The sequence below is a fragment of the Streptococcus rubneri genome (assembly GCF_004785935.1).
In the GTDB taxonomy this organism is placed as follows: domain Bacteria; phylum Bacillota; class Bacilli; order Lactobacillales; family Streptococcaceae; genus Streptococcus; species Streptococcus rubneri.
Map to the genome: position 1 here is coordinate 1,677,519 of NZ_SRRP01000001.1, position 24,238 is coordinate 1,701,756.

Annotated in this window: 22 protein-coding genes and 4 tRNA genes; 18 read left to right on the forward strand and 8 right to left on the reverse strand. The window is 37.0% G+C overall.

Annotated features, from left to right (window positions below; genetic code table 11):
- Positions 1-29: 29 nt before the first annotated feature.
- Positions 30-2,615: a YfhO family protein gene (locus tag E5S68_RS08025; RefSeq protein ID WP_135783061.1), complete on the forward strand. Its 2,586-nt coding sequence runs from the start codon at positions 30-32 to the stop codon at positions 2,613-2,615.
- Between the two features lie 83 nt (positions 2,616-2,698).
- Here E5S68_RS08025 and E5S68_RS08030 read toward each other — a convergent pair.
- The 7 genes from E5S68_RS08030 to rlmH form a co-directional block, all read right to left on the reverse strand.
- Positions 2,699-2,772: transfer RNA gene (locus E5S68_RS08030), tRNA-Asn, on the reverse strand.
- An 8-nt stretch (positions 2,773-2,780) separates the two neighbouring features.
- A tRNA-Glu gene (locus E5S68_RS08035) sits at positions 2,781-2,852 on the reverse strand.
- Positions 2,853-2,899: 47 nt separating this feature from the next.
- Positions 2,900-3,652 (reverse strand): response regulator transcription factor, encoded by a 753-nt coding sequence (locus tag E5S68_RS08040; RefSeq protein WP_135783062.1) that lies wholly within the window; start codon positions 3,650-3,652, stop codon positions 2,900-2,902.
- Positions 3,653-4,978 carry a sensor histidine kinase gene (locus E5S68_RS08045; protein ID WP_234697683.1) on the reverse strand — a complete coding sequence of 442 codons (1,326 nt, stop codon included), beginning with the start codon at positions 4,976-4,978 and terminating at the stop codon, positions 3,653-3,655.
- Complete coding sequence (locus E5S68_RS08050) at positions 4,978-5,112, reverse strand: bacteriocin (protein ID WP_135783063.1); 135 nt, start codon at positions 5,110-5,112, stop codon at positions 4,978-4,980. Before E5S68_RS08050 ends, E5S68_RS08045 begins: the two co-directional genes overlap by 1 nt.
- 242 nt (positions 5,113-5,354) lie before the next feature.
- A tRNA-Arg gene (locus E5S68_RS08055) sits at positions 5,355-5,428 on the reverse strand.
- A 44-nt stretch (positions 5,429-5,472) separates the two neighbouring features.
- Positions 5,473-5,952 carry a 23S rRNA (pseudouridine(1915)-N(3))-methyltransferase RlmH gene (gene rlmH / locus E5S68_RS08060; protein ID WP_135783064.1) on the reverse strand — a complete coding sequence of 160 codons (480 nt, stop codon included), beginning with the start codon at positions 5,950-5,952 and terminating at the stop codon, positions 5,473-5,475.
- A gap of 204 nt (positions 5,953-6,156) precedes the next feature.
- On the opposite strand from rlmH, the gene htrA reads away from it, so the two are divergent.
- The 5 genes from htrA to E5S68_RS08085 all read left to right on the forward strand — a co-directional run bounded on the left by htrA (position 6,157) and on the right by E5S68_RS08085 (position 11,325).
- Positions 6,157-7,335, forward strand: a complete 1,179-nt coding sequence (htrA, locus tag E5S68_RS08065) for a serine protease HtrA (protein WP_135783065.1) — start codon at positions 6,157-6,159, stop codon at positions 7,333-7,335.
- 65 nt (positions 7,336-7,400) lie between these two features.
- Positions 7,401-8,162 (forward strand): ParB/RepB/Spo0J family partition protein, encoded by a 762-nt coding sequence (locus E5S68_RS08070; protein ID WP_135783066.1) that lies wholly within the window; start codon positions 7,401-7,403, stop codon positions 8,160-8,162.
- Positions 8,163-8,409: 247 nt separating this feature from the next.
- On the forward strand, positions 8,410-9,774 hold the full coding sequence (dnaA, locus tag E5S68_RS08075; RefSeq protein WP_135783067.1) for a chromosomal replication initiator protein DnaA: 1,365 nt from the start codon (positions 8,410-8,412) through the stop codon (positions 9,772-9,774).
- Between the two features lie 158 nt (positions 9,775-9,932).
- Complete coding sequence (gene dnaN / locus E5S68_RS08080; RefSeq protein ID WP_135783068.1) at positions 9,933-11,069, forward strand: DNA polymerase III subunit beta; 1,137 nt, start codon at positions 9,933-9,935, stop codon at positions 11,067-11,069.
- Positions 11,070-11,133: 64 nt separating this feature from the next.
- Positions 11,134-11,325, forward strand: a complete 192-nt coding sequence (locus E5S68_RS08085) for a DUF951 domain-containing protein (protein WP_135783069.1) — start codon at positions 11,134-11,136, stop codon at positions 11,323-11,325.
- Positions 11,326-11,360: 35 nt separating this feature from the next.
- On the opposite strand, the gene E5S68_RS08090 is transcribed toward E5S68_RS08085, so the two are convergent.
- The gene (locus tag E5S68_RS08090; RefSeq protein ID WP_135783070.1) at positions 11,361-11,855 is read right to left on the reverse strand and encodes a DUF1307 domain-containing protein; all 495 of its coding nucleotides are present in this window, start codon (positions 11,853-11,855) and stop codon (positions 11,361-11,363) included.
- 159 nt (positions 11,856-12,014) lie between these two features.
- Between E5S68_RS08090 and ychF the strand changes: the two genes are divergently transcribed.
- The 12 genes from ychF (at position 12,015) to E5S68_RS08145 (ending at position 24,013) form a co-directional block, all read left to right on the forward strand.
- Entirely contained in the window at positions 12,015-13,130 is a 1,116-nt protein-coding gene (gene ychF / locus E5S68_RS08095) for a redox-regulated ATPase YchF (protein WP_135783071.1), read from the forward strand.
- A 70-nt stretch (positions 13,131-13,200) separates the two neighbouring features.
- Positions 13,201-13,770, forward strand: coding sequence for an aminoacyl-tRNA hydrolase (pth, locus tag E5S68_RS08100; protein ID WP_048690437.1), 570 nt, complete (start codon positions 13,201-13,203; stop codon positions 13,768-13,770).
- Positions 13,763-17,275, forward strand: coding sequence for a transcription-repair coupling factor (mfd, locus tag E5S68_RS08105; RefSeq protein WP_135783123.1), 3,513 nt, complete (start codon positions 13,763-13,765; stop codon positions 17,273-17,275). The genes pth and mfd overlap by 8 nt, the downstream gene beginning before the upstream one ends.
- Before the next feature lie 63 nt (positions 17,276-17,338).
- The gene (locus tag E5S68_RS08110) at positions 17,339-17,605 is read left to right on the forward strand and encodes an RNA-binding S4 domain-containing protein (RefSeq protein ID WP_135783072.1); all 267 of its coding nucleotides are present in this window, start codon (positions 17,339-17,341) and stop codon (positions 17,603-17,605) included.
- A complete protein-coding gene (locus E5S68_RS08115; RefSeq protein WP_135783073.1) occupies positions 17,598-17,966 on the forward strand; it encodes a septum formation initiator family protein in 369 nt (122 codons plus the stop codon). Before E5S68_RS08110 ends, E5S68_RS08115 begins: the two co-directional genes overlap by 8 nt.
- A complete protein-coding gene (locus E5S68_RS10810; RefSeq protein WP_263285400.1) occupies positions 17,966-18,094 on the forward strand; it encodes an SP_0009 family protein in 129 nt (42 codons plus the stop codon). The genes E5S68_RS08115 and E5S68_RS10810 overlap by 1 nt, the downstream gene beginning before the upstream one ends.
- Entirely contained in the window at positions 18,087-19,370 is a 1,284-nt protein-coding gene (locus E5S68_RS08120; protein WP_135783074.1) for a serine hydrolase, read from the forward strand. The genes E5S68_RS10810 and E5S68_RS08120 overlap by 8 nt, the downstream gene beginning before the upstream one ends.
- Positions 19,367-20,644, forward strand: a complete 1,278-nt coding sequence (tilS, locus tag E5S68_RS08125) for a tRNA lysidine(34) synthetase TilS (RefSeq protein WP_195563698.1) — start codon at positions 19,367-19,369, stop codon at positions 20,642-20,644. Before E5S68_RS08120 ends, tilS begins: the two co-directional genes overlap by 4 nt.
- A 5-nt stretch (positions 20,645-20,649) precedes the next feature.
- Positions 20,650-21,192 carry a hypoxanthine phosphoribosyltransferase gene (hpt, locus tag E5S68_RS08130; protein ID WP_135783075.1) on the forward strand — a complete coding sequence of 181 codons (543 nt, stop codon included), beginning with the start codon at positions 20,650-20,652 and terminating at the stop codon, positions 21,190-21,192.
- 10 nt (positions 21,193-21,202) lie between these two features.
- On the forward strand, positions 21,203-23,173 hold the full coding sequence (gene ftsH, locus E5S68_RS08135; protein WP_135783076.1) for an ATP-dependent zinc metalloprotease FtsH: 1,971 nt from the start codon (positions 21,203-21,205) through the stop codon (positions 23,171-23,173).
- Between the two features lie 116 nt (positions 23,174-23,289).
- Positions 23,290-23,361: transfer RNA gene (locus E5S68_RS08140), tRNA-Glu, on the forward strand.
- A gap of 169 nt (positions 23,362-23,530) precedes the next feature.
- Complete coding sequence (locus E5S68_RS08145; protein WP_135783077.1) at positions 23,531-24,013, forward strand: sigma-70 family RNA polymerase sigma factor; 483 nt, start codon at positions 23,531-23,533, stop codon at positions 24,011-24,013.
- Positions 24,014-24,238: the final 225 nt, after the last annotated feature.

Genomic DNA, 24,238 nt, shown 5'->3' on the forward strand with positions numbered 1-24,238 from the left:
CTTTGTTTCAGGGTCTTTCAATAGACCATATGAAATTTAAAAAATATTTATCACATCCCGCTATCTTTTACTTAGTAGCATTTTTACTGCCTTTTACAATTCTATTTTTTGTCTACCTCAGTCATGGTATTTATTGGGGTAGTGAAACCTCCCCTTTATTAGGAGATGGCTTTCATCAATACGTTATTTTCGATGTTACACTTCGAAATATTTTACACGGTACAGACAGCCTCCTTTACACCTTTACAAGTGGACTCGGATTGAATTTTTACGCTCTTTCTAGCTATTATTTGGGCAGTTTTCTATCTCCCTTTGTCTTCTTCTTTGATAGCTTATCTATGGTTGATTCTGTTTATCTCTTTACACTGATAAAAATAGGCTTGATAGGATTGTCAACGTATCATTCTATTAAGGGAATCTATCCTCAATTAGAAAAACTCTTGATCGTCTCTCTGTCAACTTCATTCGCTTTAATGAGTTTCTCTATCAGCCAGATTGAAATCAAAACATGGCTCGATGTCTTTATTTTAGCTCCTCTTATTCTGTTAGGTTTACACCGTTTGATAACTCAAAAAAAGCGAGTTCTCTACTTTACAAGCTTGACCATCCTCTTTATTCAAAATTATTATTTTGGCTTCATGATGGCTATTTTCTTAACTTTATGGTATTGTACACAGCTTTCTTGGCACTTTAAAAAAAGAATATCTTCCTTTTTAGATTTTACAGTTGTGTCAATTTTGTCGGGGTTTACGAGCTTAATCATGATTTACCCCACTGTTTTAGATTTACGAACTCATGGGGAAAACTTTACTAAGATTACAAGAACCTTTACTGAAAATAGTTGGTATTTTGATGTTTTTGCAAAAAACTTTATAGGAAGTTTCGATACAACAAAGTATGGGGCAATTCCTATGATCTATGTTGGACTATTTCCGTTTTTATTAGCTATTCTATTTTTCTTTGTCAAATCGATTCGAATTCCAGTGAAACTAGCTTATCTAGCTCTACTAACTTTTCTAGTGGCTAGTTTTTATTTACAAGCCTTAGACCTATTCTGGCAAGGAATGCACGCTCCAAATATGTTTCTCCATCGCTATGCTTGGATTTTTTCTCTTATTATTCTCTTGATGGCGGCTGAAGTCCTTAATCGTTTGAAAGAAATAAATTGGATGCGCCTATCACTTGGTCTTATCCTTGCTAGTAGCGGTTTTATTCTAACCTTTTTATTCCGTAAGCACTACGAATTCTTAACGACTAGCCATTACATTCTAACATTAGAATTCTTTATCGTTTTTTTCTTTGTAGCACTTGCCTTCACAATTCGTAAAATATCTCTCTCCATTTTTTCAGGACTTATTCTCTTTTTTACTCTATTTGAATTGAGTATCAACAGTTATTTTCAGATGGATGGAATAGCAACTGAATGGGTCTTTGCGGCTCGATCTTCCTATCAAAGAAATATTCCAGCCATTGAAAAATTGACAGCTGGTTTACAGGACAATCAAGAATTTTACCGAACAGAAATCCTACGTCCTCAAACAGGAAATGATACGATGAAGTACAACCTACATGGAATTTCACAGTTTTCATCCGTTCGAAATACAGATACTAGTTCAACTTTGGATAAACTTGGTTTTAAATCTGATGGAACAAACTTAAATCTTCGCTATCAAAATAATACCTTACTTATGGACAGCCTCTTTGCTGTCAAATACAATCTAGCAGAAAAAAATCCTCAAAAATATGGATTTTATGTCATCAAATCAGACGAAACTCTCAGTCTGTATCAAAATAATCACGCCCTCTCTCTAGCATTTTTAACAAAGGAACCCTATAAAGATCTTAGATTCTCTAATCTAACATTAGACAATCAGAGAGATTTTCTCAATCGGATTACTGGAAAAAATCTTAAGTATTACCAACGGATCTATCCTCAAACAGCGAGTTCACAGGATAGTCCTCAAGGTCCTCAGAAAGCTCACATCGAAGCAGACAGTCTTTTATCCTATGCAAGTGTTGAGTATCAAGTATCTATTCCAAAAGACGCTCAACTCTATGTTAATCTTCCTTCACTCGAATTCGATAATGAAGACCACGAAGAGGTTGAAATTATGGTAAATGATCATGTCAACCGCTATTCAACTGACAATGTTTTTCCCTTCTTTACAGTTGGTAATTTCAAATCAGGAGAGACTGTCACTATTCGCATTGCTTTCCCTGAAAACTCTACTGTAACTTTCCAAGCTCCCGAGTTTTTTGCCTTAGATCTCCAATCCTATCAAGAAGCTTTTGATAGCATCAAAAAACAAAAGGTAAAAGTCCAAAACAAAGGAAATACAGTCATTGCTGATTACCAGGCAGAGCAGGCAGCTAGTCTCTTCTTCACCCTTCCTTATGATAAAGGATGGACAGCAACAATGAATCATCAATCTATCCCTATTCGAAGAGCACAAAAAGGTTTTATGACCGTTGATGTCCCTAAAGGGAAGGGGCAAGTTGTTCTACGGTTTATTCCACATGGTTTGAAAGAAGGTATGATAGCTTTCTTACTAGGGATTTTTTCCTTCGCTTGCTACAATACTTTTCGAAATAAATTTCAGTCCTCAAAAAAATAGTAAAGATTCATCATAAAAGCCCCTTCAATTGAAGGGGCTACTTATTTTGCACAAAAAAAGCATCCCTTAGGATGCTAACTTAGCTCCGCCAGTAGGACTCGAACCTACGACATCATGATTAACAGTCATGCGCTACTACCAACTGAGCTATGGCGGAATGAGATATAGTCCGTACGGGATTCGAACCCGTGTTACCGCCGTGAAAAGGCGGTGTCTTAACCCCTTGACCAACGGACCATTTCATTAACAGAACATATCCCATTATACCATCGATTAAAAAAATGTCAACCCTTTTTCTGTAATTTTTTTATTAATTCTTCTACCTTTTTAACCTGAGTTCGAGAAACTGGACAAGTCGTTTCCTCTTCTAAAATCAAGAGTCTCTCACGACGATTAAAACTCACTATCATTTTTCGATTCACTAGATAAGATTGATTGGGACTATAGAAATGATTTCCAATATCTTTTTTCAGAATATCTTTTATAGTACCTGAAAACTCCTTTTGAAAATTCTTTCCAACGATTCGTAACTTATGAGAAACTCCAGTCGTTTCAATGTATAAAATATCTCTATAAGGAATTCGAATATCACTATTTTTAAAGCTGTATTCAAAGAAATCAACAATATTTTTATTTTCAATAACATTGTTCTTTAAATAAAGGATACATTCTCGAATTTTTTCCTTGAATAAATCCTCATTTAAGGTCTTCTCAATAAATTCTAGAGCTGATACCTTATAACGATAGGTAATCGTAGCAAACTCCGACTTTGTCGTGATAAAGGCTATAATTGCAAAAGGATTAACCTCACGAATCATTTGTGCAGCTTTAATACCAGCTTTTTCATCTCCTTTAATATCAATATCAAGAAAGAATAGCTGATGAAAATCACCCTTGGTCAAATGTTCCTTAAGTTCCGAAATTTTACTCGTTGAAATGATATTTAGCCGTAAACCTTCATCCTCAGCTATCGCTTTCACATGTTTTTCAACTCGAACCTGTTGTGAAATTTCATCCTCTAATAATATAATATTCATTTAATTTCCTTTCTCTCCAACAACCAAGGTTTGTGTAAATTTTCCATTGATTAATTCTGTTTCCAAAAACACGGAAGAATAGCCTTCAACAATATCTTTGACAATACCAAGTCCCATGCCTCGCCGATCTCCCTTGGTTGAAAATCCTTTATCAAATAATTTATTCCAATCAATTGGTTGATCAGCAATAGAATTTTGAACAATCAAATGAACCCCGTTTGGCATATTAAAAACGGCAATATGGACTTCCTTCTCTACACTAGAGTTTGCAGCTTCAATAGCATTATTTACCAAAATTCCAACCGTTCGTACCAAATCAAGCAATCTCATTGGAAGTTTTTCAATAACCTCTCCGGTTTCAAAAGTCAATTTAACGCCTAATTTCTCAGCATAGATCCATCCCCTACTTAGAATACTTCGTAAGGCAGAATCCCGAATATTACCAAGGTCAAATCCTGTATATTCTTCCTTCTGAAGTTCTCCATAACATTCTTCAAGAACATCTCTTTTTATCCGTTTAATATCTTCTAAATCCCTTTCCTCAATCGCTAGATTCAAAGAGGTTATGATATTTCCAAAATCGTGACGGAATCCCTTTAATTCTGCATAGAGATCTTGAATCTTATCCATATATTGTTCCATCTGACGTTGTTCAAATTTTTTCTGCTTCAGTTCCATTTTTTTCTCATACCGGTCCCGAACCGTCTTCATTTGAACCAAGGTCCCAAGGAAAATCAAGAAACAAATGGTTGCTATCATACTCCCAAAACTATTGAAATGGGCAATATTACTCAACCAATGAGAAGTATTCAAAGTTAGAGTTATAATAAGATAAACCCCAATTAACTGTTGAACAAATTTCTTAAAAATTCGCTCTTTAAAGTAAAGAAGATCAACTTCAAAAATAGATATTATCTTAATTATGATAAGTATAGATAATACCGAAACAGTTAAAACAAATAGAAAAGAAAATTGATTAACTAAACTATCACCAATTATGGATGATAAGATAACTGATAAAAATGTATCAGTAGTTTCAAATGCTAAATATAAAAATAGAGAATAGAAAATGGAAATTAGTTTGTTAAACTTAGAAAAATGATAATAGTAAAAATAGAAAAATAATGGATATATTAAAGTCAATAATGCATATAACAGCTCTAATTCATAATATCCAAGAATAACAGATCCTGTATAAAGTAAACTTGAAATAAATAAAACATAGTAAAAATTTGAATTCTTATGTTTTAGTTGTATATCAATTAACGGATAGGATAAAATTAAAGGAATAGCAATAATGACTAGTTGAAAATAGTAACTTGCCATTACTTCTTACCTCTTTTAAATATATCACGAATAATAATAACTCTCGTATGTTTATCTCCTCCGCTAATCTGTTGCAATTCTTTTTCAGAAAGAATTTGGTAGCGCGTGTAAGTAGTAGATTGATTGTTTTTCATAGAAAAAAACTCCTTATAATTTATTTGACTATTAAATTATTAAATTTAATATACACAAATTTTAATATAAAATCAAAATTATTTAAGAAAATTCCGCTATTCGGTCGATTTTTTCAGCTATTCGGTTCAAAATAAGGAGTGAATCTTCTACTTGTTAACCTATCTTTCCTTTTTTCATTTATAATCAATTCATATTTTGAATAAAAAAAAACGTGATTTTATGAAAAAATCACGTCATCTTTTGATCCCAGCAGGATTCGAACCTGCGACCGTTCGCTTAGAAGGCGAATGCTCTATCCAGCTGAGCTATGAGACCATATGCTCTTTTATTCTAACAAAAAATAGAAAGAGCGTCAAGATTCATTTGTGGTAAGGACTTCCCTGTTGAATCATAAAAGCTCGATAAATTTGTTCCATTAAAACCAGCTTCATCAACTGATGAGGAAGAGTTAGTTTTCCAAAACTCATGAGTAAATTAGATCGTTTTTTGACAGCAGGAGACAAACCAAGACTACCACCAATGACAAAGGTAATATCTGAGTAGCCCCTGACTGTAACCTCTTCAAGAACTTGACTAAATCTTTCTGATGGGAATTGTTGTCCTTCAATCGCTAAGGTAATGACAAAATCACGATCACCAATTTTAGATAAAATACGATTCCCTTCTTTTTCAAGGATTTGCTGATTTTCTAAGTCACTAGCCCGATCTGGCGTTTTCTCATCAGGTAATTCGATCATTTCTACCTTAGTAAACCGTCCCAAGCGTTTGGTATATTCAGCTATCCCATCTTTTAGATATTTTTCTTTAAGTTTTCCAACTGTTACAATCTTTATTTTCATAATTCTATTCTATCACAAATGTTTTTATTCACAAGTTATCCACAAATTTATCCTTCAATTCTCTCTTCCTATTTTGCTGACTAATCCTGTTTTTTCACACTTATTCACAGTTATCCACAATTTGTGGATAACTAGTTTGATTTAAGTTATAATTAAGGAAGAAGACCTATACTTTTTTCATAATTGGAACTTTAGGAGGAAAATATGAAACAACCATCAAATTTTCTTAGAAAATTAGTGCAACTCGTCCTCATTTTAGTTATTGGCTTTGCTGGAGGAATTTTAGGGACTCTGACGGCTCTACAGGTAAATAAAGGAAACTCGACAAATTCTAGCCAAGAAGTAAAATCGACGACTGTGAGTCGTGCTTATAAAAACACTACTTCAACTAGTGAGGCAGTAGATAAGGTAAAAAATGCTGTTGTATCAGTAATTACCTATGCTGAAAGCTCTGAAAAAGGATTTCTAACTGAAGATACTGATTCTGATCCACAAGTAGCTAGTGAAGGTTCAGGCGTCATCTATAAAAAAGATGAGAAATACGCTTACTTAGTAACAAACGCACACGTTTTAATGGGCGCAACACAAGCTGATATTCTTTTAGCAGATGGAAACAAGGTTCCTGGAGAAGTAGTTGGCTCAGATACCTTCTCAGATATAGCAGTTGTGAGAATAAGTGCAGATAAAGTCACAGCAGTTGCTGAATTTGGTGATTCATCTAAATTAACAGTCGGTGAAACTGCCATTGCAATCGGTAGTCCCCTAGGAACAAAATATGCCAACTCCGTAACCCAAGGAATTGTATCTAGTCTAGGACGTGATGTTAAATTAAAATCAGAAAATGGACAAAATATCTCGACCAAAGCTTTACAGACAGATGCAGCCATCAATCCGGGGAATTCTGGTGGTCCTTTAATCAATATTCAAGGACAAGTCATCGGAATCACTTCAAGTAAAATTTCTACAAACGGCCAAACATCTGTAGAAGGGATTGGATTCGCTATTCCTGTCAATGATGTTCAAAATATTATTGAACAATTAGAAAAAAATGGCAAAGTCATTCGTCCAGCACTTGGAATTCAGATGATGGATCTTTCTAACCTGTCTACTTACGACCTCAATCAGTTAAATCTACCAAGTAAACTTAAAGGAGGAGTGCTTATTCGGACAGTTCAAGATGGCATGCCAGCATCCGGTCACTTACAACGTTTAGATATTATCACAAAGATTGATGATACGGACATTGAATCAACAGCAGATTTACAGTCTGTTCTCTATTCTCATCAAATTGGCGATGAAATTACCATCACATTCTATAGAGATGGAAAACAAAAAACGGCTACTTTAAAGCTAACTAAATCTACTGAGAATCTTGGAAATTAATCTTATTTACAGAACTGTCAACACACCTTTACGAAATTGTAAAGGTGTGTTATGCTATATACATCATGGAAAAAATTGACATTATTCATCTTAATCAGATTCGAACTAATCCCTTCCAACCCCGTCAAGTCTTTTCACAAGAAAAATTAGAAGAACTAGCTGCCTCTATAAAAGAAAATGGCTTAATTCAGCCGATCATTGTTCGAAAGTCTCCAATCTTCGGTTATGAACTTCTTGCAGGAGAAAGGCGTTACCGGGCAGCAAAATTAGCTGGTTTTGAACAAATTCCTGCCATTATTCGGGACCTAACGGATGATGACATGATGAAACAGGCTATTATTGAAAATTTACAAAGGGAAGACCTCAATCCAATTGAAGAAGCAGAATCCTATCAACATCTCATTGATAGAGGTGCAACCCATGAAGAAATTGCGAATTTTATGGGGAAATCTCGCCCTTATATCAGTAACCTAGTGCGCTTATTGCATCTTTCTCCAGCTGTAAAAGAGGCTATTAAAGAAGAAAAACTATCTCAAGGACACGCCCGAATTTTAGTTCCTTTAAAAGAAGAACTACAACTTTACTGGCTAGAACGAACCCTAAAGGAGGGTCTCAGTGTTAGAAGCTTAGAACAAAAGGTCTGTCAAAAAAAGAAGACGCCTAGTAAAAAAGAGAAAGAACTATTTGTAGCACAAGAAGAAGAGCTACTCAAAAAACTCTTAGGAACAGATGTAGAACTTCGTATGATCAATGAAGAAAAAGGGACTATTCACATCTCTTTTAAGAATCTTGATGAATACCAACGAATTATTAACAGCTTCAAATGAAGCTGTTATTTTTAATAGAACAACCTACAGATTTATCCACTGGATAAGCCTTTAGACTTCCTTGATTTGCTTGTTTTTCCTTCTTTTTCCCACAAGTTGTGGATAAGTCTTGCACACATTGTGGAAAATAATCCACAACTTGTGGATAAATCGTTTTTATCCCCTTAGTATAACTTGTGGAAAACTCCCGTTTTTTATGATAAAATAAGAAAAACATATCGAGGAAAAATTAATGGGAGGAGAATACGTGTCACAAGAACAAACATTTTGGAATCGTGTGCTCGAATTGAGTAAGAAAAGATTTAAAGAGCAAATTTTTGACTATTTTGTCCTTGCTTCAAAACTTCTCAGAGTTGAAAACCAACAGGCGATAATCTATTTAGATGCCGAAGTAAAAAAGATGTTCTGGGAAGAAAATATGACAGACGTCATCCTAACTGCTGGTTTTGAGATCTATGCCATCGAATTAAAACCCGTCTATCAATTTTCACTAGAAGAGGAAGTTGAGGAGAAACTCTTTATCCCTCTAACAGAGACACGAGGAAACTATGAAATCTCTCCCATTATCACTCTTCCTCCAATTCAAACAGGATTAAAAAAGAAATATACCTTTGATAATTTTGTACGAGGAGATGGAAATCAATGGGCCCTAGCTGCAGCCTTGGCTGTTTCTGAGAATTTAGCTACGACCTACAATCCTTTATTTATTTATGGTGGACCTGGTCTTGGGAAAACCCACTTACTCAATGCTATTGGGAATCAGATTATTGAAAATTTTCCAGATGCCCGCGTCAAATATATTCCTGCGGAATCCTTTATTAATGAGTTTCTAGAGCACTTACGTCTCAACGATATGGACACCTTTAAGAAAACGTATCGGAATTTAGACCTCCTTCTAATTGACGATATTCAGTCTCTTGGAGGGAAAAAAGTTACGACTCAAGAGGAATTTTTCAATACCTTTAATGCTCTTCACAATGATAATAAGCAGATTGTTTTAACCAGTGATCGTAGTCCAGACCATTTGGATAGCCTTGAGGAACGTCTGGTCACGCGCTTTAAGTGGGGATTAACTCAAAACATCACACCTCCCGATTTTGAAACTCGAATTGCCATTTTAAGAAATAAAATCGAAGATTTAGATTTTACTTTTCCAGATGACACCATTGAATACCTAGCTGGTCAGTTTGACTCTAATGTTCGAGATTTAGAAGGGGCTTTAAATGATATTTCCCTCATGGCTCGCGTCAAAAAACTAAAAGACATCACAATTGATGTTGCTGCAGAAGCCATTCGAGCCCGTAAAAATGAAGCTTCCCAAATGACTGTCATTCCAATAGAAAAAATCCAAACAGAAGTTGGGAATTTTTATGGGGTTAGTGTCAAAGAAATGAAGGGATCTCGAAGGGTTCAAAACATTGTACTCGCACGTCAAGTGGCTATGTATCTCTCAAGAGAGATGACAGACAACAGTCTTCCTCGAATCGGACGTGAATTTGGTGGAAAAGATCATACAACGGTCATCCATGCCTATGAAAAAATCAAAGGAATGATTGAATCAGATGACAATCTTCAACTAGAAATCCAAAATATCAAAAAAAAATTAAAATAAGATGTGGATAAAATCAGAGAAACTAGGGCAACTTTTCCACATATTTTTAACAAGTATCTATCTAGGATTCGAGGAGCTTTAGCAGACTTTTCCACAGGATCCACACTCTCTACTATTACTATTAACTTATTAATACTTAAAGAATAAAAGGAGATCTCATGATCAATTTTTCAATTAACAAAGCTTATTTCTTACAAGCTTTAAATACGACCAAAAGAGCTATTAGTTCTAAAAATGCTATTCCAATCTTATCTACCATTAAAATTGATGTCACAACAGAAGGAATTACTCTCATTGGATCTAATGGGCAAATCTCAATTGAACATTTTATTTCTGTAAAAGAAGAAAATGCTGGACTTCTAGTAACGACTCCAGGAGCCATCCTCTTAGAAGCAGCTTTCTTTATTAACGTTGTTTCTAGTCTTCCAGATGTTGTGGTGGACTTTAAAGAGATTGAACAAAAACAAATTGTTTTAGTCAGTGGGAAATCTGAAATTACCTTAAAAGGAAAAGATGCGGAACAATATCCTCGGATTCAAGAAATTGCAACTAGCAATCCTTTGATTTTACCAATCCAAACCTTGAAAAAAATCATTTCAGAAACAGCTTTTGCAGCAAGTACGCAAGAAAGTCGTCCTATTTTGACAGGAGTTCATTTTGTTTTATCTGATCATAAAGAATTAAAAACAGTGGCAACAGACTCTCATCGAATGAGCCAAAAAAATATCACTCTTGAGAAAAATGGAGATAATTTTGATGTAGTGATTCCAAGCCGTTCTCTACGTGAACTGACTGCCGTATTTTCAGATGATATTGAACAGGTTGAAGTGTTCTTTGCCAATAACCAAATTTTATTTAGAAGTGAACATATCAGTTTCTATACACGCCTGCTTGAAGGAAATTATCCCGATACGGATCGTCTCATTCCAACAGACTTCAGTTCAGAAGTAACCTTTAAAGTTGCTCATCTTCGTCAAGCAATGGAACGGGCCCGTCTTTTATCCAATGCGACACAAAATGGAACAGTAAAATTGGAAATTGAAGGAGGAGTTGTTTCAGCTCACGTAAACTCTCCAGAAGTTGGCCGTGTTAATGAAGAAATTGATACAGAGGCTGTTTCAGGAGAAAATTTGAGCATCAGCTTTAATCCGACCTATTTGATTGATGCTTTGAAGGCTATTGAGAGTGAAAAAGTAGTGATTCGCTTTATTTCAGCAGTTCGCCCATTCACCTTAGTGCCAGCTGAGGAAGCAGAGCGCTTTATTCAATTGATTACACCAGTTCGGACCAATTAAGCAGGAAAAGCTAGCATAAAATATGGCTAGCTTTTGCTCTTCTATTCTTAGGAAAGGAGTTCTTATGTATCAGGTTGGTGATTTTGTTGAGATGAAAAAACCCCATGCCTGTGTGATAAAAGCAACAGGCAAAAAAGCTAATCATTGGGAAATCAAACGCGTGGGGGCAGATATTAAAATTCGTTGTAGTAACTGTGATCATATCGTGATGATGAGTCGGCATGACTTTGATCAAAAAATGAAAAAAGTATTGTAAAAGGTTCAGTCATGAGAATGACTGAACCTTTTGTATTATTTTAATTCTTCAAATTTTCCATCTTTTACTTCTTTGAAGCCATTTTCTTTCAACAATTTAGTAGTTTCTTTGTAGCTAATATAACTCACTTTTTGATTAGCTGGTGCCGTAACGATTTTGTTTTTAATCAATTCGTCTAAGTCAGCTTTTGTATAGTCTGTAGTAGATGTTTCAACAGCATAGTCATCCTTCATATCTACAGAATAAGTGATCCCTTTCATCCCTTTATAGAGTTCTTTATATTGGCTGACAATCTTTTCAAATTGTTCCTTAGTAATTCCTGCTTCTTTATAATAAATAGTGCTTTCAGATTTGTTGCTCATCATTTTATCACCTTTGAATTCTAAGGTGAGATGAATATCGGTCTTCTTTTCTTGGCTAATAGCTTGGTAGTATGCTTTCTTCGGTGCTTGTCCACAAGCTCCTAGAAGAAAGAGAGAAAAGACTGCTAGAAGAGTCAGAAGAGTTGATTTCCAATTTAGTTTTTTCATAATAAAAACTCCTTTATCATTAATGGTTTGATTATACCATATTTTTTCTTTAGTAAACGTTACAGTTTAGTAATAATTCAGAATCCATTTTTCATCCCTTTGTTCTTTTAATTATGATATAATAGATAAGATTGAAATGGGAACGGAGAAGAAGAAAAAATGGCTTTAACAGCAGGTATCGTGGGTTTGCCAAACGTTGGTAAATCAACCCTATTTAATGCAATTACAAAAGCAGGAGCAGAGGCTGCAAACTATCCCTTTGCGACCATTGACCCTAATGTTGGGATGGTAGAAGTTCCAGATGAACGCCTCCAAAAATTGACGGAAATGATTACTCCTAAGAAGACAGTTCCAACAACCTTTGAATTTACAGATATTGCAGGGATTGTAAAAGGGGCTTCTAAAGGAGAGGGTCTTGGTAATAAATTCTTGGCCAATATTCGTGAAGTAGATGCGATTGTTCATGTGGTACGTGCTTTTGATGATGAAAATGTCATGCGGGAACAAGGGCGTGAAGATGCCTTTGTGGATCCATTAGCAGATATCGATACCATTAATCTAGAATTAATTCTTGCTGATTTAGAATCTATTAATAAACGCTATGCGCGTGTGGAAAAGATGGCACGTACACAAAAAGACAAGGAATCAGTTGCAGAGTTTAATGTTCTTCAAAAGATTAAACCAGTTCTTGAAGACGGTAAATCAGCACGTACCATTGAATTTACAGATGAAGAACAAAAAGTTGTCAAAGGTCTTTTCCTCTTGACTACTAAACCAGTTCTGTATGTAGCAAATGTGGATGAGGATGTTGTTGGAGACCCAGACTCTATCGAATATGTGAAGCAAATTCGTGACTTTGCAGAAACAGAAAATGCAGAGGTAGTGGTGATTTCTGCGCGTGCGGAGGAAGAAATTTCTGAGTTAGACGATGAAGATAAAAAAGAGTTTCTCGAAGCCATTGGTTTGACAGAATCAGGTGTGGACAAGTTGACGCGTGCAGCTTACCATTTACTCGGACTTGGAACCTACTTCACAGCTGGTGAAAAAGAGGTTCGTGCGTGGACTTTCAAACGTGGTATGAAAGCTCCTCAAGCTGCTGGTATCATCCACTCTGACTTCGAAAAAGGATTTATTCGTGCAGTGACTATGTCTTATGATGATTTGATTAAATATGGATCTGAAAAGGCCGTAAAAGAAGCTGGACGCTTGCGTGAAGAAGGAAAAGAATACGTTGTCCAAGATGGGGACATCATGGAATTCCGCTTCAATGTATAAAGAAAACAAGTAAATAACCAAAAGGTTGGAAAAAAATTCCAGCCCTTTTGGCTTTTGAAAGGGAAAGTAAATGACAAAATTAATCGTCGGATTGGGAAATCCGGGAGATAAATATGTGGAAACCAAACACAATGTAGGGTTTATGTTAGTGGATCAGCTGGCGAAGTCTCTCAACCTCACCTTTTCACATGATAAGATTTTTCAAGCAGATGTGACATCCACCTTTATAGATGGAGAAAAGGTCTTTTTGGTCAAGCCAACCACTTTTATGAATGAGAGTGGCAAGGCCGTGCACGCGCTTTTGACCTATTATGGCTTAGAGGTGGAAGATTTGGTCGTTATTTATGACGACTTGGATATGGAAGTTGGCAAGATTCGTCTTCGGGCCAAAGGATCAGCTGGAGGCCACAACGGAATCAAATCAATTATCAACCATATTGGAACTCAGACCTTTAATCGCATCAAGATTGGAATCGGGAGACCCAAGCATGGCATGTCAGTAGTCCACCATGTCTTAGGGAAATTCGATCAGGATGATTATGCTACCATCCTCCTTGCTATCGACAAATCAGAAGAAGCCCTTCGCTTTTATTTAAAAGAAGGTCAGTTTGAAAAAACAATGCAACAATACAATGGATAAATATAAGACACTGGTTGATTTATTTCAACAGAATAAAGATATCAGAAAATGGCAACAGGACCAGCAAAAAAGAAGTCGCTCTCTACTACTAGGACTGTCTTCATCTACGAAAGCTATTACCATGGCGACAGTTGTCGAAGACGGACACAAGGTATTGGTCTTGACCTCCTCTCAAAATGAAGCAGAACGGCTCGCTAGTGATCTATTGGGATTATTAGGCGAAGAAAAGGTCTATCTTTTCCTTGGAGATGACAATCCCTTGGCAGAATTTGTCTTTGCTTCCCAGGAACGGATCTTTTCTCGTTTGGAAGCTCTGGACTTTCTCCTAGCTCCAGAAAAAGAAGGAATCGTTATTGCCAATGTAAGTGGTAGTCGTTTGCTCTTACCCAATCCAAAGACTGTCAGCTCTATGATTCAATCTTTCTCTGTTGGAGCAGAACGAAATCTGACAGAATTGAAAGATACCCTACTGGCCATGGGCTATCAAAAGGTTTCACAGGTAAGCCAACAGGGAGAGTTTAGTCTTCGAGGGGATATTGTAGATCTTTTTGAAGCCAGTCAAGATTTCCCTTATCGCCTAGAATTTTTTGGAGATGAGATTGATGGCATTCGGACTTTTTCTCCAGAGACTCAACGTTCACTAGAAAATCTAGATGCGATAACGGTTCATCCAGTTAGTGACATGTTACTAACTAAAGATGATTTTCTAAGAGGACAGAAGAACCTAGAAAATCTGATTCAAAAAAGTCCTCATCCAGAGTTCAAATCCTATTTGACTGAGGTTCTCACAGAAGTGCATCACCAACGTCTCCATGCAGATAGTCGAAAATTTCTCTCTCTTTTTTATCAGCAAACCTACACTCTCTTTGATTACCTGCCCAAACATGCTCCTGTTTTTTTGGATGATTACCATAAAATCATGGATCAGGAAACGCGGTTTGATGTAGAAGTTGCTAACCTTTTGACAGAGGACCTACAAAAGAGTCGCTCTTTTTCTGAAGCCCAGTATTTTGCGGACAATAGCGCGCTCTTACGCACTTATAAACCAGCTTCTTATTTTTCAAATTTCCAAAAAGGCTTGGGAAATCTGCGATTCGATGCTCTCTATTCTTTTAACCAATACCCCATGCAGGAATTCTTCAGTCAATTTACTCTCTTAAAAGATGAGGTTGACCGTTTCCGTAAACAAGATTACACAGTTATCCTTCAGGTGACGAGTAAACAAGGCTTCCAACAGTTACAAGAACACTTGAGAGACTATGGAATCCAACTGGATTATCTTGCACCCGATCAACTTCATCCAGGACAGAGCCAGTTGATCATCGGTAGTTTGGCGCGTGGATTCCATTTTGTGGATGAGAAGATTGTCCTCATTACAGAGACAGAAATTTTCCAGAAAAAGGTTAAACGAAAGATCCGTCGGCAAACCATTTCCAACGCGGAGCGGTTAAAAAACTACAATGAGTTGGAAAAGGGAGACTACGTCGTTCACCAGGTTCATGGAATCGGTCAGTATTTAGGACTAGAAACCATTGAAATTTCTGGTGTTCACCGAGATTATGTCTCCATCCAGTATCAAAATGGGGACCGGATTTCCATTCCTGTGGATCAAATCCAGATGCTGTCCAAATATGTTGCGAGTGATGGCAAGCCTCCTAAAATCAACAAACTCAACGATGGTCGCTTCCAAAAGGCCAAACAAAAGGTCCGTCAAGAAGTAGAGGATATTGCAGATGATCTGATTCAACTCTATGCAGAGCGAAGTCAATTACAAGGCTTTGCCTTTACTCCAGACGATGAGGACCAAGAAGCTTTTGACCAGGCCTTTCCATATGTTGAAACAGATGATCAGATTCGTTCTATCCAAGAAATTAAGAAGGATATGGAGTCTTCAAGTCCTATGGATCGCCTCTTGGTCGGTGACGTGGGCTTTGGGAAGACAGAAGTAGCCATGCGAGCAGCCTTTAAAGCTGTCAAAGACCACAAACAAGTAGCTGTATTAGTTCCGACAACGGTCCTAGCTCAACAGCACTATGCCAATTTTAAAGAACGCTTCGAGGCCTTTCCAGTAGAAGTCGATGTCTTGAGTCGTTTCCGGAGTCGTGCTGAGCAAAAAGAAACTTTGGAAAAACTTAAAAAAGGCCAGGTCGATATTTTGATTGGAACCCACCGTCTCTTGTCTAAAGATGTGGAATTTTCGGATCTTGGGCTCATCGTGATTGATGAGGAGCAACGGTTCGGTGTCAAACACAAGGAAACCCTCAAGGAATTAAAGAAAAAGGTCGATGTCTTAACCTTGACTGCAACGCCCATTCCTCGTACCCTCCACATGTCTATGTTGGGGATTCGGGATTTGTCCGTTATTGAAACCCCGCCGACTAATCGTTATCCTGTTCAAACTTATGTCTTAGAAACCAATCCAACCATTATCCGAGATGCCATTCGTCGGGAGATGGATCGGGGAGGTCAGGTTTATTATCTTTACAACAAGGTAGATACCATTGAACAAAAGGTTTCAGAACTACAAGAATTAGTTCCAGAAGCTTCTATTGGGTTTGTCCATGGACAGATGAGTGAAGTGCGGTTGGAAAACACCTTGATGGATTTCATTGAAGGTGAGTATGATATTTTAGTCACAACAACCATTATTGAAACAGGGGTGGATATCCCAAATGCCAACACCCTCTTCATTGAGAATGCCGACCATATGGGCTTGTCTACCCTTTACCAATTGAGAGGTCGTGTCGGCCGAAGCAATCGCATTGCCTATGCCTACTTGATGTACCGGCCGGACAAAACCTTGACAGAAGTTTCCGAAAAGCGCCTAGAAGCCATCAAAGGTTTCACTGAGTTGGGGTCTGGTTTTAAGATTGCCATGCGAGATTTGTCTATTCGAGGTGCAGGAAATATTTTAGGAGCTTCTCAGTCTGGCTTTATTGATTCTGTCGGATTTGAAATGTATTCACAGTTACTCGAAGCTGCGATTGAGAAGAAACAAGGAAAAGAGAAAAAACGCCAAAAAGGAAATGCAGAGCTCAATCTCCAAATTGATGCCTACATTCCAAGTTATTATATCTCCGATGAACGTCAAAAAATTGAAATTTACAAACGCATTCGAGAAATTCAAGTTCAAGAAGATTATGAGCTCTTGCAAGACGAATTGATTGATCGATTCGGAGAATACCCAGATGTGGTAGCTTATCTCCTAGAAATAGGGTTTATCAAATCTTATCTGGACCAGGTCTTTGTTAAAGTAGTCGATCGAAAAGACCAGCAACTAACAGTGAAATTTGAGCCAATTACCAAGCAACTTTTCTTGACTCAAGATTATTTTGCTGCCTTATCAGTAACTAAATTAAAAGCTCGTATTGCAGAAAGCCAAGGATTGATTGAATTAATCTTTGATGTGAAAAATAAAAAAGACTTCGAAATTTTAGCAGGCTTGCGACAATTTGGGGAAAAATTACTGGCCATCAAGCAGGAAAAAATGGAAAATCAAGACTAGGAAGAAAGATTTTACTAGGCTCTTTCTAAAAAAATGGTACAATAATACATTAGAGGTGATACGATGAGATTAGATAAATATTTAAAAGTTTCCCGCATTATCAAAAGACGCCCTGTAGCTAAAGAAGTAGCTGACAAGGGGCGCATCAAAGTTAATGGCGTTTTAGCGAAAAGTTCAACCGACTTGAAGGTAAATGACGAAATTGAAGTTCGCTTTGGGAATAAGTTATTAACGGTGAAAGTTTTGGAAATGTTAGATAGCACTAAAAAAGAAGATGCATCTAAAATGTATGAAATCATTCGTGAAACAAGGATAGAAGAAAATGCCTAAAAATATAGTTCAAATGAACAATCAGTACATTCAGGATGAACACCAGCGTCGCAAGTACCATGATGAAGAACGTAAAAAACGGAATCGCTTCATGGGCTGGGTTCTTATTTTGATTATTTTATTGTTCATCTTACCAACTTACAATCTAGCGCAGAGTTACCAGACCTTGCAAGAACGCAAACAACAATATGTTCAATTGCAAGAAAAATACCAGCAAACCATTGAGGAAAAAGAGTACCAAAAAGATATTGCTGCCAAGCTAAAGGATGATGAGTATGCTGCAAAATATGCACGCGCCAAGTACTCCTTCTCTAAAGATGGCGAATATGTCTATACAATCCCTAATTTATTACCAAAATAATGGAAAATATTATTAAAACTGTTCAACAATTTTTAGAGCATTCTGATGCGAAATTAGAAGAATTAGCTAAAAAAAATCAATCACTAAAACTACAAGAAAACAGCAAAGAAAGGAGCGAGGATGCATAAACTAATTTATTTCTTCCTTCTTCCTAGTTTTTTGGTGACCAAACCCTTGTCAGATCAAAAAACGCCTGTCACTCCCTTAGTTTCAGATTCTTCCTATCCTGTTCAGAATGGAGAAAATGTACATTATTTTGTGTCTCTTCCCTCTAACCCAAATGTCTACCAGACGATTGTAACCTATACAGACCCAGAATTGAGTCAAAAAGCTGGAGAAATTAAACCAGATACTCCTTTTACTGTAGAACAACTCTTTGTCAACGAACAAGGACAGTCTGTTTTTAAACTGGGCAATAAACAGTATGTCGTAGCTGACCAGGATCAAATCTTTGAGGATAATGTATTAGAAATTTCAGAAGAAAAGAAGACCTTGTGGTTAACTGGAGATTTCACAGTCTATGATAAACCTCTGATGAATGGAGCAAAAGTTAAAAAAACAAGTTTGACTCCCTACAGTAAGGTAGAAGTTACTAAAGTTGCAAAAACTTTAAAAGGAACGTATCTGGAAATTGCTGACCAAGGATGGATTTCGAAAGAGGAATTTTCCACAACAGATAATCGGATGGAAAAAGTCCAAGAACTCTTGAACCAGAAATATAATAAAGATGGCATTGGAATCTATGTGAAGCAATTAGATACAGGTAAAACAGCTGGTGTGCATGCAGATCAGGAAATGTACTCGGCGAGTGTAACCAAGCTCTTGTATTTGTATTATGCTCAAAAAGAAATAGATGCCCATCACATAGATTTACAGACCCCCTTAAAATATACAAAAGAAGTTGGTAATTTTCCGGGATCTTATGATCCGGACGGGAGTGGCAGTATTTCGAAAATTCCGGATGATAAAGATTACACTGTGGGAGATTTAATCAATAAAGTTGCCAAAGAATCTGACAATGTTGGGCATAACCTCTTAGGTTATTATGTTGCCCATCAGTCAGATCAGGACTTCCAAAAAGTGAGCAATCGCATTGCTGGAAAAACTTGGGACGTGAAGGAAAAAAATGCTTCTGCTCAGATGGCTGGTAATGTCATGGAGGCTATTTACCAACAAAACGGTGGAATCATTGAAGCTCTCTCCCAAACTCGTTACGATGACCAACGAATTCCCAAGGATATTCCTGTTAAAGTAGCGCATAAAATTGGGGATGCCTATGATTTCCGCCATGATGTAGCTATTGTTTATACGGATTCACCGTTCATTTTGTCTATTTTTACAGATCATTCAGATTACAACACTATCTCAGAAATTGCAAAAGATATTTATGAGGTCTTAAAGTGATACAAGATACATTTCTCCAATTCTGTATGGAGCAGGGACTGTTTGATTCCCATCAGAAGGTCCTTTTGGCTTTATCCGGAGGATTGGATTCCATGACATTGGTTGATCTCTTGTATACTTACCGAGATCAGCTGGACATCAACCTAGTACTTGTCCACATCAATCATCACCAACGCCTAGAGTCTGATCAAGAAGAAGCAGGGATTAGAGCATTGGCCACAGAAAAGAAGATTCCCCTTCGAGTGGCTCATTTCTCTGGTCCTTTTTCTGAAAGTCGGGCTAGAAAATTTCGTTATGACTTTTTCAAAAAAGTGATGGAAGAAGAGAACTGTAGCGCTCTCGTCACGGCTCATCATGCGGACGATCAGGCAGAAACAGTTTTGATGCGCTTGATTCGGGGAGCTCGTCCCCGTCATTTAAGAGGGATTCCACTGGTTCAGCCATTTGGACCAGGTAGTTTGATTCGTCCTCTCTTACCTTTTCAAAAAAAGGATTTTCCAGATACTTTTCATTATGAAGATGAAAGCAATCATTCTCTTTCTTATTTCCGCAATCGGGTCCGTCACCGCTATCTTCCCCTGCTCGAAGAAGAAAATCCACAAGTTTCAACAGCTCTCATTCGATTAGGAAAAGATCTTGATCATTGGCATCAGGCTTTAAAAGAGTTAACAAAAGATTTGGACCCTCAAAATGTCATTCAATACCAAGAACAAACAAACTCTGTTCAATTCTATTTGTTAGAAGAATACTTAACTAGCTTTCCAGATCTTCAATTGAACCGGGCTCAATTTGAGCAATTACATGCAATTTTAACAAAGAAAGCGAATACTCAACAAGCTTTAAAAAATGGCTATGAAGTCTATAAAGACTATGAGTTTTTTGAAATTCGGAAAATCAGTCGGAAGGCGGATGACCAGGCCTTCGAAGATTTGTTACAATTTGGTACTATGAAGATAGTTGGTTCTTATTGTTTTTCTTTTGGAATAGAACCGAAAGAACCCTATATAGAGTCAGTTAATCTTCCAACGACCAATCCGGTGTGTTTGAGGTCACCTAAAACGGGAGATCGTATCTTAGTTAACGGGCATCATCGAAAAATAAGCAGGTTATTCATTAACCAGAAAATACCCTTGAAACGAAGAAAATCTGCAGTTCTTATTGAACAAGATCAAGAAATTCTTGCTATTCCCGAAATTGCAATCAGTGATTTGAGTAAGGATTTAAAAAATGATATAATGAAGGGTAAACTTTATATCCAAAAAAAAGATAGGTAAGAAACATGTTAGAACAAGACATTAAAAAAATTATGATTTCCCACGATGAAATCGTGGTTGCAGCCCGTGAACTTGGTCAAAAATTGACAGTTGACTATCAAGGGAAAAATCCCATTTTAGTAGGGATTTTAAAAGGTTCTGTGCCTTTTATGGCAGAATTAATCAAGCATATTGATACTCATATTGAGCTTGATTTTATGTTGGTTTCTAGCTATCATGGGGGAACGTCTAGCTCAGGTGTCATCAATATTATTAAGGATATGGATCAAGACATTAAGGGGCGTGATATTCTCTTTGTCGAAGATATTATTGATACCGGAAAAACCCTTAAGAGTTTGAAAGAATTGTTTGAAGGTCGTCAGCCTTCATCGGTTAAAATTGCTACCTTGTTGGATAAACCAGAAGGTCGTTTAGTAGATATTGAAGCAGACTACACTTGTTTCACCATCCCGAATGAATTCGTCGTAGGCTATGGATTAGACTATGACGAAAATTATCGAAACCTCCCTTATATCGGAATTTTAAAAGAGGAAGTGTATTCAAAATAGAGGAAACTAGATGAAAAATAATAAAAACAATGGTTTTGTTCGAAATCCCTTTTTATACCTATTAATTATTGTGGCTGCTGTCACAGGTTTCCAGTATTTCTTCGCTGGAAATAGTATTGGACAAAGCCAGCAAATCAATTACACTGAATTAGTCAAGGAAATTAAAGCAGACAATGTCAAGGATATTAGCTACCAACCAAATGGCAGTGTTATTGAAATTGCTGGAACTTATAATAAGGCAAAAACAACTAAGGATGATACAGGAATTCAATTTTTTACCCCAAGTCCAAGTAAGGTAACGCGATTTACCAGTGTCATTCTACCATCAGATTTAACTGTTAATGAACTACAAAAATTAGCATCTGAACACAAGGCTGAAATTACTATCAAACGGGAAAGCTCGAGTGGAATGTGGATTACCATTCTGACCTCTATCGTTCCTTTTGTAATCGTGATGTTCTTCTTCTTCTCCATGATGAACCAAGGTGGCGGCGGGGGTGCCCGTGGTGCGATGAACTTTGGTCGGAATAAAGCACGTGCTACTAATAAAGAAGATATTAAGGTTCGTTTTTCAGATGTAGCGGGTGCTGAAGAGGAAAAACAAGAATTAGTCGAAGTGGTTGAATTCTTGAAAGATCCAAAACGCTACACCAAGTTAGGAGCTCGGATTCCAGCTGGTGTCCTCTTAGAAGGGCCTCCCGGAACAGGTAAAACCTTACTTGCCAAGGCAGTCGCTGGTGAAGCCGGTGTTCCTTTCTTCAGTATTTCCGGTTCAGACTTTGTAGAAATGTTTGTCGGAGTTGGTGCTAGCCGAGTTCGCTCTCTATTTGAAGATGCCAAAAAGGCAGCGCCAGCCATTATCTTTATCGATGAGATCGATGCTGTCGGGCGCCAACGGGGTGTTGGTCTTGGTGGGGGAAATGATGAACGAGAACAAACCCTCAACCAACTCTTGATTGAGATGGATGGATTTGAAGGAAATGAAGGAATCATCGTGATCGCAGCGACCAACCGTTCAGATGTTTTGGATCCAGCCCTTCTCCGTCCAGGTCGTTTTGACCGGAAAGTGTTAGTTGGTCGTCCAGATGTGAAAGGGCGTGAAGCTATTTTGCGCGTCCATGCCAAAAATAAACCATTGGCTAAAGACGTAGATTTGAAATTAGTTGCCCAACAGACACCAGGATTTGTCGGAGCTGATTTAGAAAATGTCTTGAACGAAGCAGCCCTTGTAGCGGCCCGTCGCAATAAAAAAGTCATTGATGCAGCTGATATTGATGAAGCGGAAGATCGTGTGATTGCTGGTCCTTCTAAGAAAGACCGGACAGTTTCTCAAAAAGAACGCGAATTGGTTGCTTACCATGAGGCCGGTCATACCATTGTTGGTTTAGTCTTATCCAATGCTCGTGTTGTCCACAAGGTAACGATTGTTCCACGAGGACGTGCAGGTGGATATATGATTGCCCTTCCTAAAGAAGATCAAATGCTTCTCTCTAAAGAAGATATGAAAGAGCAATTAGCTGGTTTGATGGGAGGACGTGTTGCTGAAGAAATTATCTTCAACGTCCAAACAACAGGCGCTTCCAATGACTTTGAGCAAGCGACCCAAATGGCGCGTGCAATGGTAACTGAATATGGAATGAGTGAAAAGCTTGGACCTGTTCAGTATGAGGGAAACCATGCTATGTTCGGTGCCCAAACGACTCAAAAATTTATTTCGGAACAAACTGCTTATGAAATTGATGAAGAAGTACGAAGCCTCTTGAATGAAGCTCGCAATAAAGCAGCAGAAATTATCCAAGGCAATCGTGAAACTCATAAATTAATTGCAGAAGCCTTATTGAAATATGAAACTTTGGACAGCGTTCAAATCAAGTCTTTGTATGAAACAGGTAAAATGCCAGAAGATGCTGATTTAGAATTAGAAAAAGAATCTAAACCATTATCTTACGATGAAATTAAATCAAAAATGGAAGAAAAATAAGGTTTAACTTTTTAAACTTCCAAATATTTAAACAAGAGCCAAAAATTTTTGGCTCTTTTTTTAAAAAGTGTTGACAGATTAAAAAGAACTGATATAATAGATTACGTTGTAAAAATGGTCCGTTGGTCAAGGGGTTAAGACACCGCCTTTTCACGGCGGTAACACGGGTTCGAATCCCGTACGGACTATCATAAAAAGTTGTTACTAGGTAACAACTTTTTTTTGTTTTAAAAAATATATATTTGGAAATTAAAAAAGAAAAAAAGACCAAATAGATGGTAAAATCCGACGAATAAAAACAATCCATACATAAAGAAAGCCCCTCCTTTAAAATAATACGTATAGAAAGGAGGTCCAATGAACTTTAAAAAAACGTATGAAAAAGTTAAATGGATTGTGTGGAAATGCGAAAAAGAATTTTATATTCATCTTTGGGAACATGCAGATTGGGAACAAGAAGGAAGATTGATTCTATATGAACTACAACTAAACTGCCCAGAGGTAGAAGAAAATGAAGAAAAACTTTTAAAATATTTCAAGACGAAGTTTCGAAATCATATAAAGGACAAAGTACGAAAGCAGGAAAGCGACAAGCGAAAACTGAACAAGGTTCCTTATACAGAGATTGGAGAAGTCAGCCATAAACTTCGCTCTAAAGAATTGTTCCTAGATGAATTAGTAGTCCTTAGAGAAGCCTTAAAGGAATTTCGAAAAAATTTAACTAGCCAAGAAAAAGAAAATTATGAACGCTTACTAATGAATGAACGTTTTTCAGGCAGAGCGGAACTAAGAAGAAAACTACAAATTCATTTGAAGGATTTTAAAGATCATCACCTGTGACAATAAAAAGGGGGATAGGATAAAAATAGGAGCATGTACCTATCCCCATTTTTTGTGTATATTTAATAAGAAAAGATGAAAGGAACTTTCAAAAAAATAAAAAAATTTCAAAAAAGTGTTGACAGTCCAAAAGATGCGTGATATACTAATATAGTTGTCGCGCGAGAGCGACAAAGACCTTTGAAAACTGAACAAGACGAACCAATGTGCAGGGCACTATAACTA

Coding starts and splice junctions, on each gene's coding strand:
- E5S68_RS08025 (WP_135783061.1), top strand. CDS start 30: ATGAAATTTAAAAAATATTTATCACATCCCGCTATCTTTTACTTAGTA.
- E5S68_RS08040 (WP_135783062.1), bottom strand. CDS start 3,652: ATGAATATTATATTATTAGAGGATGAAATTTCACAACAGGTTCGAGTT.
- E5S68_RS08045 (WP_234697683.1), bottom strand. CDS start 4,978: ATGGCAAGTTACTATTTTCAACTAGTCATTATTGCTATTCCTTTAATT.
- E5S68_RS08050 (WP_135783063.1), bottom strand. CDS start 5,112: ATGAAAAACAATCAATCTACTACTTACACGCGCTACCAAATTCTTTCT.
- rlmH (WP_135783064.1), bottom strand. CDS start 5,952: ATGAAAATAAAGATTGTAACAGTTGGAAAACTTAAAGAAAAATATCTA.
- htrA (WP_135783065.1), top strand. CDS start 6,157: ATGAAACAACCATCAAATTTTCTTAGAAAATTAGTGCAACTCGTCCTC.
- E5S68_RS08070 (WP_135783066.1), top strand. CDS start 7,401: ATGGAAAAAATTGACATTATTCATCTTAATCAGATTCGAACTAATCCC.
- dnaN (WP_135783068.1), top strand. CDS start 9,933: ATGATCAATTTTTCAATTAACAAAGCTTATTTCTTACAAGCTTTAAAT.
- E5S68_RS08085 (WP_135783069.1), top strand. CDS start 11,134: ATGTATCAGGTTGGTGATTTTGTTGAGATGAAAAAACCCCATGCCTGT.
- E5S68_RS08090 (WP_135783070.1), bottom strand. CDS start 11,855: ATGAAAAAACTAAATTGGAAATCAACTCTTCTGACTCTTCTAGCAGTC.
- ychF (WP_135783071.1), top strand. CDS start 12,015: ATGGCTTTAACAGCAGGTATCGTGGGTTTGCCAAACGTTGGTAAATCA.
- pth (WP_048690437.1), top strand. CDS start 13,201: ATGACAAAATTAATCGTCGGATTGGGAAATCCGGGAGATAAATATGTG.
- mfd (WP_135783123.1), top strand. CDS start 13,763: ATGGATAAATATAAGACACTGGTTGATTTATTTCAACAGAATAAAGAT.
- E5S68_RS08110 (WP_135783072.1), top strand. CDS start 17,339: ATGAGATTAGATAAATATTTAAAAGTTTCCCGCATTATCAAAAGACGC.
- E5S68_RS08115 (WP_135783073.1), top strand. CDS start 17,598: ATGCCTAAAAATATAGTTCAAATGAACAATCAGTACATTCAGGATGAA.
- E5S68_RS10810 (WP_263285400.1), top strand. CDS start 17,966: ATGGAAAATATTATTAAAACTGTTCAACAATTTTTAGAGCATTCTGAT.
- E5S68_RS08120 (WP_135783074.1), top strand. CDS start 18,087: ATGCATAAACTAATTTATTTCTTCCTTCTTCCTAGTTTTTTGGTGACC.
- hpt (WP_135783075.1), top strand. CDS start 20,650: ATGTTAGAACAAGACATTAAAAAAATTATGATTTCCCACGATGAAATC.
- ftsH (WP_135783076.1), top strand. CDS start 21,203: ATGAAAAATAATAAAAACAATGGTTTTGTTCGAAATCCCTTTTTATAC.
- E5S68_RS08145 (WP_135783077.1), top strand. CDS start 23,531: ATGAACTTTAAAAAAACGTATGAAAAAGTTAAATGGATTGTGTGGAAA.